The organism is Nocardioides sp. NPDC087217 (assembly GCF_044744805.1).
Classification (GTDB): Bacteria; Actinomycetota; Actinomycetes; order Propionibacteriales; family Nocardioidaceae; genus Nocardioides.
In genome coordinates this window covers 182,129-200,263 of sequence record NZ_JBIUZB010000004.1, presented here as the reverse complement: position 1 = coordinate 200,263, position 18,135 = coordinate 182,129, and the positions used below count along the sequence as shown (strand labels likewise).

At 68.6% G+C, this 18,135-nt stretch carries 17 protein-coding genes and 1 tRNA gene; 6 read left to right on the top strand and 12 right to left on the bottom strand.

Annotation, left to right across the window (positions count from 1 at the left end; genetic code table 11):
- Positions 1-8: 8 nt before the first annotated feature.
- The 4 genes from pstA to ACIO3S_RS19025 all read right to left on the bottom strand — a co-directional run bounded on the left by pstA (position 9) and on the right by ACIO3S_RS19025 (position 4,262).
- Complete coding sequence (gene pstA, locus ACIO3S_RS19040) at positions 9-1,064, bottom strand: phosphate ABC transporter permease PstA (protein WP_400466919.1); 1,056 nt, start codon at positions 1,062-1,064, stop codon at positions 9-11.
- Positions 1,061-2,020: a phosphate ABC transporter permease subunit PstC gene (gene pstC, locus ACIO3S_RS19035; protein ID WP_400466916.1), complete on the bottom strand. Its 960-nt coding sequence runs from the start codon at positions 2,018-2,020 to the stop codon at positions 1,061-1,063. Before pstC ends, pstA begins: the two co-directional genes overlap by 4 nt.
- 100 nt (positions 2,021-2,120) lie before the next feature.
- Complete coding sequence (locus ACIO3S_RS19030; protein ID WP_400466913.1) at positions 2,121-3,218, bottom strand: phosphate ABC transporter substrate-binding protein PstS; 1,098 nt, start codon at positions 3,216-3,218, stop codon at positions 2,121-2,123.
- A 177-nt stretch (positions 3,219-3,395) separates the two neighbouring features.
- Positions 3,396-4,262, bottom strand: a complete 867-nt coding sequence (locus ACIO3S_RS19025; protein WP_400466910.1) for an NUDIX domain-containing protein — start codon at positions 4,260-4,262, stop codon at positions 3,396-3,398.
- 50 nt (positions 4,263-4,312) lie between these two features.
- Here ACIO3S_RS19025 and ACIO3S_RS19020 point away from each other — a divergent pair, with 50 nt between their 5' ends.
- Positions 4,313-5,446 (top strand): hypothetical protein, encoded by a 1,134-nt coding sequence (locus ACIO3S_RS19020; RefSeq protein ID WP_400466907.1) that lies wholly within the window; start codon positions 4,313-4,315, stop codon positions 5,444-5,446.
- Positions 5,447-5,451: 5 nt separating this feature from the next.
- On the opposite strand, the gene ACIO3S_RS19015 is transcribed toward ACIO3S_RS19020, so the two are convergent.
- Positions 5,452-5,598: a hypothetical protein gene (locus ACIO3S_RS19015; protein ID WP_165111317.1), complete on the bottom strand. Its 147-nt coding sequence runs from the start codon at positions 5,596-5,598 to the stop codon at positions 5,452-5,454.
- Positions 5,599-5,838: 240 nt separating this feature from the next.
- On the bottom strand, positions 5,839-6,042 hold the full coding sequence (locus ACIO3S_RS19010; RefSeq protein ID WP_045548871.1) for a cold-shock protein: 204 nt from the start codon (positions 6,040-6,042) through the stop codon (positions 5,839-5,841).
- A gap of 451 nt (positions 6,043-6,493) precedes the next feature.
- Between ACIO3S_RS19010 and ACIO3S_RS19005 the strand changes: the two genes are divergently transcribed.
- From ACIO3S_RS19005 to ACIO3S_RS18995, 3 genes are all read left to right on the top strand, one after another.
- Positions 6,494-7,399: an NADP-dependent oxidoreductase gene (locus ACIO3S_RS19005; protein WP_400466903.1), complete on the top strand. Its 906-nt coding sequence runs from the start codon at positions 6,494-6,496 to the stop codon at positions 7,397-7,399.
- Between the two features lie 68 nt (positions 7,400-7,467).
- Positions 7,468-8,529 (top strand): alkene reductase, encoded by a 1,062-nt coding sequence (locus ACIO3S_RS19000; protein ID WP_400466901.1) that lies wholly within the window; start codon positions 7,468-7,470, stop codon positions 8,527-8,529.
- A 13-nt stretch (positions 8,530-8,542) separates the two neighbouring features.
- On the top strand, positions 8,543-9,010 hold the full coding sequence (locus tag ACIO3S_RS18995; protein ID WP_400466898.1) for a MarR family winged helix-turn-helix transcriptional regulator: 468 nt from the start codon (positions 8,543-8,545) through the stop codon (positions 9,008-9,010).
- A 58-nt stretch (positions 9,011-9,068) separates the two neighbouring features.
- On the opposite strand, the gene ACIO3S_RS18990 is transcribed toward ACIO3S_RS18995, so the two are convergent.
- Positions 9,069-9,141, bottom strand: a tRNA-Lys gene (locus ACIO3S_RS18990).
- Between the two features lie 31 nt (positions 9,142-9,172).
- Positions 9,173-10,111 (bottom strand): helix-turn-helix domain-containing protein, encoded by a 939-nt coding sequence (locus ACIO3S_RS18985; protein WP_400466895.1) that lies wholly within the window; start codon positions 10,109-10,111, stop codon positions 9,173-9,175.
- Positions 10,112-10,204: 93 nt separating this feature from the next.
- Between ACIO3S_RS18985 and ACIO3S_RS18980 the strand changes: the two genes are divergently transcribed.
- Entirely contained in the window at positions 10,205-10,903 is a 699-nt protein-coding gene (locus ACIO3S_RS18980) for a TetR/AcrR family transcriptional regulator (RefSeq protein WP_400466892.1), read from the top strand.
- A 58-nt stretch (positions 10,904-10,961) separates the two neighbouring features.
- On the opposite strand, the gene ACIO3S_RS18975 is transcribed toward ACIO3S_RS18980, so the two are convergent.
- From ACIO3S_RS18975 to ACIO3S_RS18960, 4 genes are all read right to left on the bottom strand, one after another.
- Positions 10,962-12,797, bottom strand: a complete 1,836-nt coding sequence (locus ACIO3S_RS18975) for a bifunctional metallophosphatase/5'-nucleotidase (RefSeq protein WP_400466889.1) — start codon at positions 12,795-12,797, stop codon at positions 10,962-10,964.
- Positions 12,798-12,904: 107 nt separating this feature from the next.
- Entirely contained in the window at positions 12,905-14,224 is a 1,320-nt protein-coding gene (locus ACIO3S_RS18970) for a M20 family metallopeptidase (RefSeq protein WP_400466886.1), read from the bottom strand.
- Positions 14,225-14,248: 24 nt separating this feature from the next.
- The gene (locus ACIO3S_RS18965; RefSeq protein WP_400466883.1) at positions 14,249-16,072 is read right to left on the bottom strand and encodes a serine hydrolase; all 1,824 of its coding nucleotides are present in this window, start codon (positions 16,070-16,072) and stop codon (positions 14,249-14,251) included.
- 67 nt (positions 16,073-16,139) lie between these two features.
- Positions 16,140-17,615, bottom strand: coding sequence for an amidase (locus ACIO3S_RS18960; RefSeq protein WP_400466881.1), 1,476 nt, complete (start codon positions 17,613-17,615; stop codon positions 16,140-16,142).
- Between the two features lie 80 nt (positions 17,616-17,695).
- On the opposite strand from ACIO3S_RS18960, the gene ACIO3S_RS18955 reads away from it, so the two are divergent.
- Positions 17,696-18,130 carry a DUF4440 domain-containing protein gene (locus ACIO3S_RS18955; protein WP_400466878.1) on the top strand — a complete coding sequence of 145 codons (435 nt, stop codon included), beginning with the start codon at positions 17,696-17,698 and terminating at the stop codon, positions 18,128-18,130.
- Positions 18,131-18,135: the final 5 nt, after the last annotated feature.

The window sequence follows — 18,135 nt, the reverse complement described above, 5'->3', positions numbered from 1 at the left end:
TGTTTCTCCTAGCGCCCGGTCTTGGGGGCGAAGATCGTGCCGACGATACGGGCGATGAGGTTGAGGACCATGACGAGGATGAAGAGCACCAGTGCTCCACCCCAGGCGTACTCGACGCCCTTGGGCGTGGCCACGGACAGCTGGGTGTAGATGAAGACCGGCACCGTCATCATCGGGCTGTCATCGAAGGCGTTGGTGTTCATGTTCGGGTTGAAGCCCGAGGCGACCAGCAGCGGAGCGGTCTCGCCGATCACACGCGAGATCGAGAGCACGACACCGGTGACGATGCCGCCGATCGCAGTTGGGAGCACCATCTTGGTGATGGTGCGCCACTTCGGCACCCCGAGGGCGTACGACGCCTCGCGCAGGTCGTCAGGGACCAGCTTGAGCATCTCCTCGGTCGAGCGGACGACGGTCGGGATCATCAGCAGCGAGAGCGCGACACCGCCGCCGAAGCCGAAGCGCGTGCCCGGCCCGACGATCAGGGTGAAGAGCGCGAACGCGAACAGACCCGCGACGATGGACGGGATGCCGGTCATGACGTCGACCAGGAAGGTGATCGTCTTGGCGAGGCGGTTGCCCTTGCCGTACTCGATCAGGTAGATCGCGGTCATGATGCCGATCGGGATCGAGATCACCGCGGCGATACCCGTGACGATCAGCGTGCCGATCAGCGCGTGGTAGAGACCGCCCTGCTCGTCGCCCGTGACCGAGCGCATCGAGTAGGTCAGGAACTCCGGGCTGAGGGTCGCGAAGCCCCGGGAGAAGACCATGTAGACCAGCCAGATCAGCGGGATGACCGCGACCGCGAAAGCGGTCCACACCAGCCCGGTGATCAACTTGTCGGTCGCAGAGCGACGGTTCTCCACCAGCAGCGCCCACAGCGGGTAGCCGATCAGGAACCCGAGTATGGCGATGACGGCGGCTCCGACGATGCTCACACCGAGCACCAGGGCCAGTCCACCGAGGGCGACCGCGGCGACGCCGACCAGCCACTGGGCGCCTCGCGGGAGCGTGGCGTGGGAGAGCTTGGTCTCCTCGTTGGAGAGGTCGATGTTGCTCACTTGGCCCTCCCTCGGGCGACGATCCAGCGGGCGAGTGCGTTGACCAGGAACGTGAAGGCGAACAGCACGAGGCCGGTCGCGATCAGCACGGAGAGCCGGTCGGGCGTGCTCTCCTTGTAGCCCTGGGCGATGTAGGACGCGATCGTCTGCGGGTTGTTGGTGCCGATGATGAACAGCGAGATGAGGACCTTCGGCGAGGCGATCATCGCGATCGCCATGGTCTCACCGAGCGCCCGGCCCAGACCGAGCATGACTGCGGAGACCATGCCGGAACGGGCGTAGGGGAAGACCGCGTAGCGGATCATCTCCCAGCGGGTCGCGCCGAGCGCGAGAGCCGCCTCCTCGTGCAGTCGCGGCGTCTGCGCGAAGACCTCGCGGCAGATCGAGGTGATGATCGGCAGGATCATCACGGCCAGCACGATCGAGGCGGTGAACAGCGTACGCCCGTTGCCGGAGGGCTGGCCGTCGAAGAACGGCAGCCAGCCGAGGTTCTCGGCGAGCCAGGCGTGGGCCGGCACCAGGTAAGGGCCGAGCGCCACCGCGCCCCACAGGCCGAAGACGACCGACGGGACGGCGGCGAGCAGGTCGATGACGTACGCCACGGGGGCGGCGATCCGCCGGGGCGCGTAGTGGCTGATGAAGAGCGCGATCGCCACGCTGAAGGGGACCGCGACGATCAGTGCCAGTACGGCGGCGTACATCGTGGCGAACAGCAGCGGCGCGACCAGGCCGAGGAACGAGCCCTGGCCTGTGTAGTTCTGCTCGTCCACGTTGAATCCCGGGATGCCCTCGATGCCCAGGAAGATGAAGACGGCTGCCAGCGCCACCAGAATGAGAGTGGCCGCGATGACGGCGAGGCCTCGGAAGACGACATCACCCACCGAGCCACGGCCGGAGGAGAGCTCCGACTTCGGGTCAACGCCAGGGTCGGCGCCGGGGTCAGCGGCGACAGTCACAAGGCATTCCTCGACTTTCTTGTTGGGGTTCTTAAGACAGCCGTACGGGCGGCGGCCGCAGCCACCGCCCGAACGGCGATCAGATCAGACGTACCGGCACTTACTTGATGCCGCCGACCAGATCGAGAGCCTTGTCGGCGGTCTCACGGTCGAGCGGCGCGGAGCCGGCCTCCTCGGCGGCGACCTCCTGGCCCTCCTCGGAGAGGATGTACTCCAGGTAGCCCTTCACGTTGGCCGCGTCCTCGGCGTTCTCGTAGGTCGGGCAGGCCAGCAGGTAGGAGACCAGCACGACCGGGTAGACGCCGGCCTCGGTGGTGGTGCGGGCGACCTCGACGGCCATGTCGTTGTCGCTGGTTCCGACCGGCTTGGAGGCGGCCAGGATCTTGGCAGCGGCCTCGGCGGTCGGCTCGACGAAGTCCTCGCCGACCTTGACCTTGACCGTGGCGAGGTCGTTCTCGCGCGCCGCGGACTCGTCCATGAAGCCGATGTAGCCAGCACCCTGCATGGCGGTCACGACACCGGAGGTGCCGTCGCCGCCCTCGCCACCCTTGATGGAGGCGGGCCACTCACCGGAGGGCTCCTCGGCCCAGCCACCGGCGGCCGCGAGGTACTCGGTGAAGTTCTCCTGGGTGCCGGAGTCGTCGGAGCGGTGGACCGGGGTGATCGCGGTGTCCGGAAGCTTGGCGTCCGGGTTCGTGGCGGCGATCGCCGGGTCGTTCCACTTGGTGATCTTGCCGGAGAAGATGCTGGCAATCGTCTTGGCGTCGAGGTTGAGCTCGTCGACACCCTCGACGTTGAAGACAACGGCGATCGGCGAGACGTAGCCCGGGACCTGGATCGGGTCGGCGCCGCACTGCTCCTTGGCCTTGCTCAGCTCGCCCTCGTCGTCGTTGAGAGCGGAGTCGGTGCCGGCGAAGAGGTAACCGCCGGTGATGAAGCCCTCACGACCCGAGCCGGAGCCCACGGGCTCGTAGACGACGCTGAGGTCGGGGTTCGCGTCCTGGATGCCGGCGACCCACGCCGCCTGGCCCTTCTCCTGCGAGGAGGCGCCGCCACCCTTGATGGTGCCCGAGAGGGTGCCTTCGCCTTCGCTGTCACCCGTCGGCTCGTTGGCAGCGCCGCAGGCGCTGATCGCGAGAGCGAGGGCCGCAGCCGTGATGCCCGGGACGAGTGCCCGGCGCAGCGAGGTGGTGTTCACGCAATTCTCCTGATTGATGATGCAGTCGATTCGGAGTTGTCGCGATGACCGTAGGGAGCCGAGGTGGACGGGAAACTCGGTGAAGGTGAACACAGGCTGAACGAGGAACACAAAGTCGGTGGCAAATCAGTGTCAGTTCCGGGCACAGGAGATGAACAGGCAGGCCTCAAGCCTCTGTTAGACCTGAAATGCCTCAACAGCACGCACTTCACCTGCGCGCACGTGCAGCACCATCAGCTCGCCCTTCGCCAGCTTCGGGTCACGCATGCTCAGCCCCTCGAAGACCCACGGCAGCACTGGTCGGTGCGTGCAGATCACCGTCGGAACGGCCAGGTCACGCAGGGTTTCCGCGGCCAGGGCCGACACGCTACCTCCCTCCGCACCCTCCTCGCTCAGCAGTCTCATCTGCTCAGACGCGATGCCGGCGAGCCCGGCGTACGGCGCGACGGACTGCGTGCAGCGAACGCTCGGCGAGGTGATCACCCGGCGGATGTCGTAGGCCATCAGCAGGCCGGCCAGAGTGACCGCCTGGGCCCGGCCGGTGTCGTCGAGCGGCCGCTCCGGGTCTGCCCCGGACCATGCCGAACGGCCGACGGAGGCGGCGTGACGGAGGACCACCAGGGGCGTGGTGGGCTCGCGTACGTCCTCGGCCTGCCGCAGCGTCGCCCGATCGTGCGCGTAGGTGAGCCGCTGGCGCGCCTCGTCCACCGACAGCCACTCGACGTCGTCGATCTCGTCGTTGATCAGGTAGCCCTCGACATCGTCGTCGGCGCCGGCAGCGGTGCGGCCGACCCAGTAGTGGACCACCTTCTGCCCCGCCTCGACGGGATAGCGCTGCTGCTGGAGCGGGCGACCGAGCGCGACCCTCAGGCCGGTCTCCTCACGCACCTCCCTGATCGCGGCCACCGGCACCGTCTCGCCGGGGTCGACCTTCCCCTTGGGAAAGGACCAGTCGTCGTACTTGGGTCTGTGAACCAGCGCCACCTCCGACAGGTCGTCGTGCTCGCGAAAAACCACTACGCCGGCGGCCGGGATCTCGGGCATGCGCACAGGGTATGTCGAGAAGGCGGCTGATTCGTCTAAGGTTCCTCGCAATGCTCCGGACCCCCCAGCTTCTCAGCCGCCCCAGGACGTGGGCAGGCCGCTCATCCCGAGTCGTACGCGCCCACCCCTTGGTGACCATCGCGGTGGGCGTCGTCGTCGTTGCGCTCGTCATCTTCCTCGCCCGCGCATGGGCGACCCGCGGGGGCGACCTCGACGAGGCGCTGCGGCTGGCTCCCGCCGAGGCGACCCGGGTCTCCTTCACCGACTGGACGGGAATCCGCGAGAGCGTCGGCGCCGACCTCGACGCCGACTCCACACCGGAGGAGGTCCACGAGATGATCGACGAGGCCTATACGAAGGACCTCACCTCGACCTCGGTGCTTCCCGACGCCTCCGGCCTGCTGCAGCAGCACTTCGGCTGGTCGCCCGCGACCCTCGACTGGGAGCTCTACACCCAGTCGACCGAGGGAGCGCTCATGGTCGGGCACCTCGAGGACATGGACGCCGACCATCTCGTCGAACAGCTCACCTCGATGGGGTTCACTGCTCCCGAGGACGACCCCGCGGACGGTGGTGTCTGGGACGGCACCCTGGTCCCGTTCTCCAGCTTCACGGACTCCGGCATCGACTCGACGATCAGCCCGCAGCTCACCTACATCGCCTTCCTGCCCGAGGATGACCTCATCCTCGCCTCGGACGGCCGGCGCTATCTGAGCGACCAGGTCGAGAGCCTCGGCGACGGCGACCTGCACGAGCCGATGACGGACGCCGCCGACCGGCTCGGCAACCCTCTCTCGGCGTTCGTGTACGACGGCGACTTCACCTGCACCGAGATCGGGCTGGGCGGCGCCTCGGCCGCGGACCAGGACCAGGCAGACGGCCTCGTCGACGCCGCAGGCGACATCAACCCGATCGCGGGCTTCGCCATGGCAGCCGAGTCGAACGGGGACGTACGTGTCGCCATGTCGTTCGAGAACGACGACCAGGCGCGTACGAACGCCGACACGCGGGCCAAGCTCGCCGTCGGCCCGGCGCCCGGCCAGGGCGGCACGTTCGACGAGCGGTTCGAGCTCGGTAAGGTCGCGGCCGAGGGCGAGGTCGCCACCATGGAGCTGCGGCCGAAGGACGGCACGGCCGTGCTCTCCGACCTGGCGAACGGGCCGCTGCTCTTCGCGACCTGCTGACGTCCTTAGGGGATGATCCCGAGGATGCGGTCGATCTCCTCTTGGGAGAGGTGATCCTCGGACTCGCTGGCGGCGACGATGAGATTGGTCGTGAGCTCGACCTCGAGGAGCAGCTCGGGATCTTCCAGCGTCACATCGAACTGATCAGCCACGCTCGCCGCCTCCTCACGTCACGCTCACAAAGCTCGTCTTCACATCATCGCCCAGTCCTGGTGGATCTGCGCGCTGATCCACCAAGAACCATCAAAAGTTGTCACATCAAGCGTGACACAGAAGCCTGAGAGGGCTCCAATCAGACCACGAGGCCCCAGCCGAACGGCTGGGGCCTCGTTGCAGATGATCAAATGTCGGCAGGTGCCGAACCCGAGATCGCCTTAGCTACTCATAGAGCCTCAGAGAGGGCGAACGTTCTCCGCCTGCGGGCCCTTCGGGCCCTGGGTGACGTCGAACTCGACCTTCTGGTTCTCGTCCAGCGACTTGTAGCCGTTGGTCTGGATAGCAGAGTAGTGAACGAAGACGTCGTCGCCGCCGTCCTCCTGCGCAATGAAGCCGAAACCCTTCTCGGCGTTGAACCACTTAACGGTGCCCTGAGCCATCTGCTCGTTACTCCTTAGTCGGGGCGAGAGGCCACCAGGTTCGGTAGCCCCGCATCAGGGGCGGGTGACACGTCGCTCCGACCTGTGTTCCCGGACCGGGGTCCGGGCGGGCACAGAGCAGAAACGCCGTTGGATCACAAACTCCGCAGGCGTCAGACCTTCTGGAACTTGCACCTGTTGCGGGAGTGACATTAGCAAGTCACGCGCCTGTGCGAACCCCCCTTGACCGATCGTTTTACGCGCGAAGCGGTGAAGGTTGCCCAACAGAGCCGTGAAACGACCGCTCAGCGGGACGTACGACCACGGGTGCCGAGGCAGCTTCCGGCCCACGAGAGACCGTCCGAATCCACCCATCGGCGCAATACTTGGCTAGCCACATGATTGCTGTTATGGTGAATATGTGGCTGGCCACATTATTCGCCAGAGCAAGGCGACCCGAAGTGGAGTGTTCATGAAAGCGATCATTTTCGATGAGTTCGGCGGTCCGGATGTGCTGCACGAGGCGGACGTCGAAGTCCCGCGGCCCGGCCGCGGCCAGGTCCTGGTACGCGTCAAGGCCGCCGGGCTGAACGCGCTGGACGGCAAGAAGCGCGCCGGGGTGCTCGAGGCCGTGTTCCCGACGACATTCCCCGCCATCCCCGGCGCCGAGGTCGCAGGTGTGGTCGACGCGCTCGGTGAGGGCGTGAGCGACGTACAGGTCGGCGACGAGGTGCTCGGCTGGGCGGACACCGGCTCGTACGCCGAGTACGCCCTGGCCACCGCCGTGGCCCCCAAGCCCGCGGACCTCTCCTGGGAGGAAGCGGCCGCACTGCCGGTCGCCAGCGAGACCGCCGAACGGGTCCTGGACGAGCTGGGGGTAATCGCCGGGGAGACCGTGCTGATGCACGGTGCCTCCGGAGCGGTCGGCACCGTGGCCGTCCAGCTCGCGACCGCCCGCGGTGCCCGCGTGATCGCCACGGCCGGCGCCTCGAACCAGGACTACCTCACCTCGCTCGGCGCGACCCCGACCACCTACGGCGAGGGCCTGGTCGAGCGTGTGCGGGCCCTGGCTCCCGACGGCGTGGACGCGGTCTTCGACCTGGCCGGCAAGGGCGCCCTGCCCGACTCCATCACCCTGCGTGGCGGCACCGAGCGCATCGTCACCATCGCCGACTTCAGCGCGGGCGAGCTCGGCGTCGCCTTCTCGCCCGGCGGCGGAGACCACCCCGTCGGGCGCCTGGCCGCCGTGGCCCAGGACGCCGCGGCCGGAACGCTGACCACCACCGTCACGGCGTACCCGCTCGCCAAGGCGGCCGACGCCCAGCAGGCCAGCGACGCCGGACACGTACGCGGCAAGCTCGTCCTCACCGTCGACTGACCGCCCCGTCCCCCACCCACCTGTTGCGGTGGCCATCCCGGCCACCGCGTTCACCGAAAGAGACTCTCATGTTGGAATCCCTGTGGGCCCCGATCACCCTCGGCGGCACCTCTCTGCCACACCGTCTGGTCATGGCCCCCATGACCCGTGACCGCTCCACCCCGGAGGGCGTGCCGACGGACCTGAATGCCGAGTACTACGCACAGCGCGCCTCCAAGGCGCTGATCATCACCGAGGGCACCCAGCCCTCCGCCGACGGCCAGGGCTACCTGCTCACCCCTGGTATCTACAACGACGACCAGATCGCCGGGTGGCGCAAGGTCACCGATGCGGTGCACGAGGCAGGCAGCCGGGTGTTCATCCAGCTGATGCACGTCGGCCGGATCTCTCACCCTGACAACACTCCGCACCGCCGCCAGCCCGTCGCGCCCTCGGCGATCCGCCCTGCCGGCGTGATGTTCACCGCCTCCGGCCCTCAGGAGATGCCGGAGCCCCGTGCGCTCTCGACGCAGGAGGTCACCGAGACCATCCAGGACTTCCGGCGTGCGGCCGCTGCGGCGGTTGCAGCGGGCGCGGACGGCGTGGAGATCCACGGCGCCAACGGCTACCTGATCCACCAGTTCCTCTCCGGCAACGCCAACCAGCGCACAGACCGCTACGGTGGCTCGATCGAGGCCCGTATCCGCTTCGCGGTGGAGGTCGTCGCCGCGGTGGCCGACGAGATCGGCTCTGAGCGCACCGGCATCCGTATCTCGCCCGGAAACCCGTACAACGACATCGTCGAGTCCGACACCCACGAGCTGTACCCGGCGCTCGTGGAGGCGCTGCGCCCGATGGATCTGGCCTACCTGCACTTGATGCATGTCGGCGACGAGACGCTGCTCGACAGGCTCCGCGCGGAGTGGCCCGGCACCCTGATCCTCAACCGGCCCGGCGCCGACATCCCCACTCGCGCCAAGGACGTCGACAACGGCACGGCCGACCTGGTCTCCGTCGGAGCACTGGCGCTTGCCAACCCCGACCTGGTCGAGCGGCTGCGCGTCGGGGCAGAGTTGAACACACCCGACCCGGCGACCTTCTACGGTGGCGGAGCGGTCGGTTACACCGACTACCCCACCCACACCGGCTGAAGAAGCGGAGACCATGCCCGAGATTCCCACCACTGCCGCAGGCGGGCCGATGAGCTACGCGATCTTCCAGCTCGCCCGCGCCCACCGCGCCTACGCCGGCGCCCTGCTGCGCAAGATGGACCTGCACCCCGGCCAGGAGCTGCTCCTGATGCAGCTGCTGGACCGCGAGGGCCAGACCCAGTCCGAGCTTCTCGAGAGCGTCGGCCTCGACCACTCCACCGTCTCCAAGTCCCTGCGCCGCATGCAGGAAGCGGGCCTGCTGGTCCGCGAGCCGGCCGAGCACGACCGGCGGGTGATGGTCGTCCATCTCACGGACAAGGGCCGCGCCATGCGGGAGCCCATCACTACTCTGTGGCAGAGCCTGGAGGGAGCCTCGGCGGGCACGCTGACCGACGATCAGGCATCAGCGTTCATCGAGACCGCCGCCGCGATCACCGACTCGATCAGCAGCCGTCCGCTGCCGCAGGAGGAGTCCGGCTGACCCTCACTACGCGGTCGAGCCCCGAGTCGCATATGCGGCTCGGGGCTCGAGCCCGTTGTAGGCCGTGTCGGTCTCGAACCGACGACCCATGGATTAAAAGTCCACTGCTCTACCAACTGAGCTAACGGCCCGCCGGGAGTCTACCGGAGCGGCGGCCGTGTCCTATTCGTGGTCGTCCTGCCGCGCCGACGACCCTCCGCGCTCGCTGATGATCCGGGCGCATCGCTCGGCGGCCGCCTCGCCCCTCAGTGCATACTCGAGCAGGAGCTGCGTCCAGCGCTCGTAGCGGGCGACCTCGACCGGATCGGCGATCTCGAGGTCACCGGCGCTGGTCTCGAGGGTGACGATCCGGTCGCGCTGGTCCCAGCCGTGCTGGACCAGAACGGGGAAGCTCTCGAAGGGGACGATCCCGATGGTCGCCTGGGTGGTGGTCGCCAGGTTGGCGATGTGCTCGATCTGGGCACGCATGATGCCGGGCGAGCCCACCAGGTGGTGGAGGGCGGCCTCACCGACCAGGATGGTGATGGTCCGGCCGGGCTCATAGAGGATCGCCGAGCGACGGAGCCTGGCCGCGATCACGTGGGAGACCTCCCCGGCAACCTCGTCCCGGTCGCGCGAACCACCTGCCAGCGCCAAGAGGGCACGTGCGTAGTCGGGTGTCTGCAACAGCTCGGGGACACTGTGCGGCTGGTAGCTGGTCAGGACCTTGGTGGCCACCTCGGTCGCTGCGTACGCGTCCTGGTGCAGCTCCGCACCACCGCCGGTCGGATGAGCGTCGCGGAACGCGGCGTGCTCCTGGTCGGCGCGGGCGCGCAGCGCGAGCAGCATCTCCCGGTCGGCGCCCACCGCGGCCGCCCAGGCACGGACCTCGGCCTCGGAGACCGACTGCCGGCCGGACTCGATCTTCGACACCTTGGGCTGGGACCAGCCCGAGCCCAGAGCATCCGCCAGGCCGGATCCGGTCAGGCCGGCGGCGCGACGGGCATCCCGGAGCGCCTCGGTCAGCGCTTCACGGGCTCGGCGGTTGGGGCGGAGCACGGCGACAGCCTCCTTCGACGGCTTCGACTGGTTCGGCGAACCACCATCGTGCCCGATGGGCATACCTTACGTCCAGATGCACATCATGATTGGCAAGATCGAAATATTATGCTCCAATGAATCCGGGGTCGACGTCGACAGGAAGGCAGGACCTCGATGAGCATCCGACGAACCCAGCCCGGACGACCGCGCCTCGTCCCCTCGAACACGGCCGCCCCACCGCGCGAGCAGGTGCTTCACGCCGCGGCGCAGCTGTTCGTGACCAAGGGCTTCGCGGCCACCTCGACCCGGGAGATCGCCGACAAGGTCGGGATCCGGCAGGCATCGCTCTACTACCACTTCACCGGCAAGGACGAGATCCTTGCCGAGCTCCTGGAGCGATCCGTCCGGCCCACCGTCGATCGGGTCGACCAGATCGAGCAGCTGACCGCGTCCGCGGGCCCCGAGGCCGCGCTCTACCTGCTGGCCCTCGTCGACATCCACACGCTCGCCGAGGCGCCGGACAACATCGGCATGCTGGCCACCCATCCCGACGTGACCAGCAGCGAGGCGTTCGACGCCTTTCGCAGCATTCGCGCCGAGCTCGCCGACGCCTACGGGCGGCTCGCCACCCGGGCCGCGATGCCCGGCGTCGCAACGGCGGCCGAGCCGGGCCACCTCGGCGAGATGCTCATGCATCTGGTCGAGGTCACCACGAGCCTTCGCAGCAGCGGTGTGCCGATCGACGACGCTACCGCCGCCGTCATCGCCTCGACCTGCCTGCGCGCCTGCGGGATCCCCGACAGTCGCATCACTCCGGCGGCCGTTTCTGCGACGACACTCGTCGGTGGGCTGACGATGAGCGCGCCGACATGACAGCGGGCCCGACCAGCTCAGAGCTGGTCGGGCCCGCTGCGTACGAACGAACTCTCGTTCAGTGGGTCCCGGTGATGCGGTCGAGCGGGCCCGGGGTGTAGGGCGAGTTGGCCTCCAGGTAGGCGGCGAAGGCGTCGATGTCGAGGCCGCCGTAGTAGGGGTCGGTGCCCTTGGTGAAGGCCGCGAAGGCGTCACCGCCGCCCTGCAGGAAGTTGTTGGTCACGACCCGGTAGGACGCGGCCTTGTCGATCGGCTGGCCGTTGAGCGTGACCGAACCGTCGACCGGACCCGAGGGGCTGATCTGGTAGGAGAAGCCCTCCGATACCTGCAGGATCTTGTGGGACGCGGCGTTGGCACCGGTGACCTGCTGGGTGAGGAGGTCGTAGATGTCTTGGCCGGTCATGGTCAGCGAGACGAGGTAGTTGTTGAACGGCTGGACCGTGAACGCCTCGTCGTAGGTGACCTCACCGACAGCCTCGCCGTAGGGCGAGTTGGTCGCGGTCAGGTCAGCACGGATGCCGCCCGGGTTCATGAACGCGATCACCGGCGTCTGCCCGTTGACGACCGTCGACTGGTCGGCGAGCTGGGCGTCGGCGATCAGGTCACCGAGGGCGCTCTCACCGGAGGCGTTGGTGGTGCGGGTGACGTCACCGGAGATCGAACCGAGCACCCGGGAGGCGATCGGGGTGACCAGCTCCTTGTAGGTGTTGATCAGCGTGGTCTGCTCGGGGGCCTTGGCCACGTCACGGGTGACGAGAAGGTTCGAGCCCTTGACCGACGAGCGGACGATGTCGCGCGACTTGAGGTTGTACTTCAGGTTGGTCTCGGTGTAGAGCCGGCCGAAGGACGAGGCCGAGGTGATCAGGCGGGACTTGCCCTCGGGGTCCGGTACGTCGCAGACGTAGGGGTTGTGGGTGTGCCCGGTGACCACCATGTCGATCTCGGGGTCGAGGTTCTGGGCGATCGGCACGATCGGCGAGCCGGCGACGAGCTCGCCGCCGCCCTCGCAGGTGTAGTCGTACCTGGCGTTGACGTCGTAGACCGTGCCGGTGGCGGGGTCGGTCCACTTCTCCCGCGGCAGGTTGGCACCCTCGTGGATCAGGGTGACGATCGCCTTGACGCCCTTCTTCTTCAGCTTGGGCACGAGCGCGTTGGCGGTCTCGACCTCGTCCTTGAAGGTGAGGCCCTTGACCCCCTCGGCGGTGACGATGTCGGGAGTGCCCTCCAGGGTCATGCCGATGAAGCCGATCTTGACGCCGTCGACCTCCTTGATGGCGTACGACGGCAGGATCGTCTTGCCGCTCGCGTCCTCGATCACGTTGGAGGCGAGGATGTCGAAGTCGGCGCCCGCGTACTCGTGGGCGGCGCAGGAGTTCTGGTTGTCCTCGCCGTCGCCGTCGTCGATGCAGCCGCCGTCGGCGATGCGCTGAAGCTCCTTGTAGCCCTCGTCGAACTCGTGGTTGCCGACCGCGGTCACGTCCAGACCGAGCTTGTTGAGCGCCTCGATGGACGGCTCGTCGTGGAAGGCGGCCGAGAGCAGCGGCGAGGCACCGATCAGGTCACCCGCGGCGACGGTCAGGGAACGGTCATGGCCCTTGCGTGCCTCAGCCAGGTGCGAGGCGAGGTATTCCACGCCACCCACGTTGACGGTGTCATCGACCGGCTTGCCGGTGGCTGGGTCGATGTGGTGGCCGGTGACCAGTCGCCCGCTCGAACCCGACGGCGCCTCGAGATTGCCGTGGAAGTCGTTGAACGAGAGCAGCTGGACATCTACCAGGTTCTTCCCCGGGTGGGCCGAGGCAGAGGTCGCGACCGGGGTGGCAACGGCGGCGGCCGCGAGAGCGACGGCGGCAACGGCCGCAACGGGGCGAAGCTTGCGGGTGTTACGAGGCATTGCGGGGCTCCCCATCTCAGTGATCGACGAAGGGAACAATGCCCCTTCGGGTTCCGATTGTGAAGAGGTAACAGGATTACCGCCGCCGAATCGTCATCAACCGTTAATCACCCGAAAAATTCGGTAGCGTCCACCGCGCCACCGGCCTCCTCGAACTCGTCGCGGACCGTCTCCCGCAGGTTCGCGTCCGAGAGGTAGTCGGCAGCCACCCCGGCGAGACCGTAGGCGGCATCGACGAGCACCTCGTCGGCGTACGGCGTGACCGCGGCAGCGGCGAACTCACGGCTGTGCAGCGACACGTCGGGCTCGGCGATCTTGACCATCGCGTGCAGGCCGGGTACCCGGAAGGAGACGTTGCCGAAGTCGGTGGACCCGGCGAGCAGGTCCGGGACGACGCCCGGCGCGAGGACGGTGTGGTTGCGCTCCTGGTAGCGGCGGTTCCACGCCTGCGCCAGCCCGCTGTTGTTGCGGATCGGCAGGTAGACCGGCGACTCGTCCCAGCTGAACTCGACACCGCAGCCGGTCATCAGCGCCGCGCCCATCGCCATCTCCTCCAACCGCTGGGAGAGGATCTTGAGCGTCTCGGGGTAGGCGGAGCGTACGTAGAACTCGATCGAGGCGTGCTCCGGGATCACGTTGGGGCGCAGGCCGCCGTCGGTGATGATCGCGTGCACCCGGTCGGTCGGCGGCATCTGCTGCCGGTTGAGCGCGACGCCGGTATAGAGCAGGTTGGCGGCGTCCAAGGCGTTGCGCCCCATGAACGGCTGGATGGAGGCGTGCGCCGGCACCCCCACGTACGTCACCTTCAGCTGCCTGCGGCCCAGGAAGACCGGCTCGGAGCTGTCGTAGGTGAACGGGTGGACCATGATCGCCGCGTCGACACCCTCGAAGGCGCCCTTCTGCGCCATCAGCTCCTTGCCGCCACCGCCCTCCTCGGCCGGGGTGCCGAGCCAGATCACCTGGCCGCCGAGGCGGTCGATCACGCTCGCGATGGCCAGGAACGCGCCCACGCCGACCGTGGCGATCAGGTTGTGGCCGCAGCCGTGGCCGATGCCGGGGAGCGCGTCGTACTCGGAGAGCACGGCGATCGTCGGGCCGTCCTTGGCGCCGCCCGCCGAGGCGTAGAGGGCGGTCGGGAGGCCGTACGCGCCACGGGCCACCTCGATGCCGTGAGCCTCGACGAACTCGGCCAGCCCGGCTGAGCTCCGGTGCTCCTCGAAACCGGTCTCCGGGTGCTCGGCGAGGTCGTGGGAGACCGCGACCAGCTCGGGGCCTAGGTCCACGAGCTTGTCGCGGATCGCGTCCAGGATCCCTCTCGGCGCACCCGCCGAGGTCGACTCGGCGGCCTTCGTGATGAGCGCCTTGGCGTCTGTCTCGTCGCGGAGCTGGTTGACCAGGAACGGGTTCGGCTGCTGCGGCTGGCTCATGGCGCCGAGGCTATCGGTGATGTGTCATCGATCGCTGAGGGCCCAGCCGTCGGCGACGATGCGTGCCTCGTCGGCCGGTCGGGAGGAGTCGAACGACGTACGCCGCCCCTGGCTGACCACGATGCCGTCGACGTAGATCCCGCGACCCTGGGAGGACGAGTCGGTCTCGTAGGTCCACCGCACCGTGGTCGTGCCGTCCGGGAGCTCGGCGCGGCCGCACAGCCATCGCCGACCGCCGTAGCCGTTGACCGCCTCGCTGGTCTCCCAGCTCCAGTCACCACCCTCGAGCGTCCAGGGCAGCGGGCTGAAGGTGGTGCCGTCGGTGGAGTACTGCAGCCGGCCGAAGTCGAAGCGTGGCTCGGTGTCGAAGTAGTAGTCGAAGCGGAGCCTCGCGCCGTCGGTGGCCGCGAGCGGCACGTCGAGCGTCGCCTTCTTCGCGTTCGTGCGACCCGAGAACCACGACGTACGTCCCGTCGCCGGGCGGACCGCCGAGGCCATGCCGAGCGCGTCGGAGACGGCACGCCGGGAGGGGTTGTTGCTGCCCCAGTCGCGGCTGGGGTGGACGCGGTTGGTCATCAGCACGACGAGCTGGTGGCCGATCGGGTCCATCACGATGCTGGTGCCGGTGTAGCCGGTGTGACCGAAGGAGACCGGGGACCAGATCGGACCGTGGTACCAGGTCGTGGCGAGCTCCCAGCCGAGGCCACGGGAGGTGGTGAACCGGGCTCCGGTGTAGTCGCGCAGCGACAGCCTGACCGTGTCCTCCTCCAGGATCCTGGTGCCGTTGTAGACGCCGCCGTTGAGGTACATCTGGCCGAACCTGGCCATGTCGGCCGCGGTCGAGAAGACGCCTGCGTGACCGGCGACGCCGCCGAGGGCCCAGGCGTTCTCGTCGTGCACCTCGCCACGGATCATCGGGCGACCGGCCCAGGGCTGGTACTCGGTCGCGGCGACCCGGTCGAGGCGGTCGGCGGGCGGGTTGTACATGGTGTCGCGCATCCCGAGCGGCTCGGTGATGTGGTCGCGGACGTAGACGTCGAGCTTCTTCCCCGAGAGCCGCTCGACCAGGAGCCCGAGGGTGATCAGGTTGATGTCGGAGTAGCGGTAGATCTGCTCGGGCGCGTGCGTCGGCGTCGTGTCCATGATCGCCGCGACCCGCTCCTCGTAGGTGTCGTAGCCCGCCCACAGCGACGGCGACGGGCCGGCGAGCAGGCCGGAGACGTGGGTGAGGAGGTGGCGTACGAGGATCGCGTCCTTGCCGTGCGGCGCGAACTCGGGCAGGTAGGTGACCACCGGCGCCTCGAGGTCGAGGCTGCCCTGCTCCATCAACTGGAGGATCGCGGTCGTGGTGAAGAGCTTCGACATCGAGGCGATGTCCCACATCGTGTCCAGCCCGGCCGCGACCTGCTGGGCGGCCGGGAGCTCGACGACGGTGGTGCCGTCGAGGCCGTATCGGAGCGCCTTGCCCACGCTCTCGTGGGCGACGATGACGCCGTCCTTGACCGCGATCGCGGTGGCCCCTGCGTACAGAGGGTGGGCGGGGTTCTCCGTCGTCGGCTCGAGGAACCGGGTCAGCTCGGTGCGGATCCTGGCGATCTGCGCCGGGTCGAGGCCGACCTGGCGGGCGTGGCCGGGACGCAGGACGGTGCGTGGGGTGAAGGTCAGCTCGTCCGGCGTGATCGTCGGCGGCTGGCCGGCCAGCGAGGCGAGCGCCCTGGTTGCCTTGGTGGGGTCCTCCGGGGTCGAGGCCACCGCGGCACCGCCGAGGAGAGTCATCGCGACTCCGCTCAGGGTGCCGCCGAGAAGCGTGCGCCGAGAGGTCATGAGCATGTCCGGAGACGGTGTCATACCCCGATACTGCCGCTCCGGCGCGAGCTTCGTGCGTGAAAGGAAATTTTCTTTCACGACGCCGGTGTCAGAGCGTTGGCCAGTGCTCCGCCCACGGCTTCGTCTGCTCCAGCTGAGCAGCGACCTGCAGCAGCAGGCCGTCGTCGCCGAGCTGACCGGAGAGCTGGATGCCCAGCGGCAGCCCGGCGGCTGTCCGGTAGGTCGGTACCGAGATCGCCGGCCGTCCGGTGATGTTGGCGAGCTGGGTGTAGGGGACCCAGCCGAGGTTCTCGGCGACCAGCTGGTCGATCATCCCGGTCGCGCGCATGACCCGCCCGCCGTGCACCTTGTGCAGCACCCGCGCCGCGGTCTGGAGCGCCTTGGGCGTGGCCAGCTGCCCGACCTTCAGGGGCGGCTTCGCCAACGTCGGAGTCAGCAGCAGGTCGTACGTCTCGTGGAACGCGCTGAGGCGGCGTACGTGGTTGCGGCGGTTGATGTGGGCGAGCTCGACGGCGACCACTCCCCCGGCCCGGCCGAGCTCGGCCACGGCAAGGGTGTCGGCCTCGAAGTCGGCGTTCTTGGCTCCGACGCGGAGCTTGGCCTCGGCGACCTCGGCAGCGGCGGAGGCGAACCAGATGGTGAGGAAGTCGCGGCCGAGCTCGGCGGCGTCGTAGGGCGCCTCGACCTCCTCGACGTCGTGGCCGAGTGCCTCAAGGGCCTTCGCCGCGTCCTCGACGGCCGCGATCGCCTCCGGGTCGGGCGTGGTGATGGAGGACGTCGAGGTGAACCCGATCCGGAGTTTGCGCGGCGCGGTCGCGATGGCCTCGGAGAAGGCCGCGCCGGGGTGCGGCGCGTGGATCATCGCCATCGGCTGGTCCCCGATCAGCGCGTCGTAGAGCCCGGCCGCGTCGCGGACCGTGCGGGTCACCACGCCCTGGACGACGAAGCCGTTGGAGGCATCCAGGCTCTGCGGGCCCAGCGGCAGCAACCCGCGGGTGGTCTTCAGACCGACCAGGCCGTTGCAGGCCGCCGGGATCCGGATGGACCCGCCGCCGTCGTTGGCGCCGGCGGCCGGGACGATCCCGGCGCCCACCGCGGCGCCGGAGCCACCCGAGGAGCCGCCGGGCGTGTGGTCGGTGTTCCACGGGTTGCGCGCGGCGCCGAACAGCTCCGGCTCGGTGATCCCCTTCGACCCGAACTCCGGGGTGTTCGTCTTGCCGAAGATCACCAAGCCGGCGTCCAGCGCGCTCTGGGTGAAGTAGGAGTGCTCCTCGGCGACGTCGTCGACGAGCGACCGCGAGCCGTAGGTCGTCGGGTGCCCCTGATACTCCTGAGCCAGGTCCTTCACCAGGAACGGCACTCCGGCGAACGGCCCGCTCGGGCCGTCGCCGGCGACTTGGGCGTCGGCCTCGGGGATGTCCGCGACGATCGCGTTGATCCGCGGATTCACCGCCGCCGCCCGCTCCCGCGCCGCGGCCAGGACCTCGGCCGCGGTCACCTCCTTGGCAGCGACCAACTGCGCCAGCCCGGTGGCGTCGTACGTCAGATACTCATCGACCCGCATGAGCGCAGGTTAGCGGCCGGGGCGACCTCCGCGCCCCCAAATGGCGTGCCGTTTCCGGAGTGCATGGCTATGTTCCGGGCATGGCCATCACCAGCGGCGAAGCCGCCTCGACGTCGGACGAGACCGCGATCGAGGCCCTGGTGCATGCGTTCTTCTCCGCGTTCACCTCAGGACCGGACGCGGCCGCGCGCCTGGACGATCTGCGCCGGATCATGCTTCCCGGCGCGACCGTGGTGCGCACATGCGGCCTGCCGATCGAGGTCTACGACGTCGAGTCCTTCATCGCCCCGCGCCTCGCACTCCTGACCAGTGGCGAGATCAGCGAGTTCGAGGAGTGGCCGGAGCCCGGTCGCACCGACGTCTTCGGCGACATCGCCCACTGGTGGGGCGCTTACGGGAAGCGCTGGCGCACGAACGACGAGGTCCACACCGGCAGGGGCATGAAGACGATGTCGTTCGTACGCACCGACGACGGCTGGCGGATCAGCTCCGCTGTTTGGGACGACGAGCGTTGATGGCC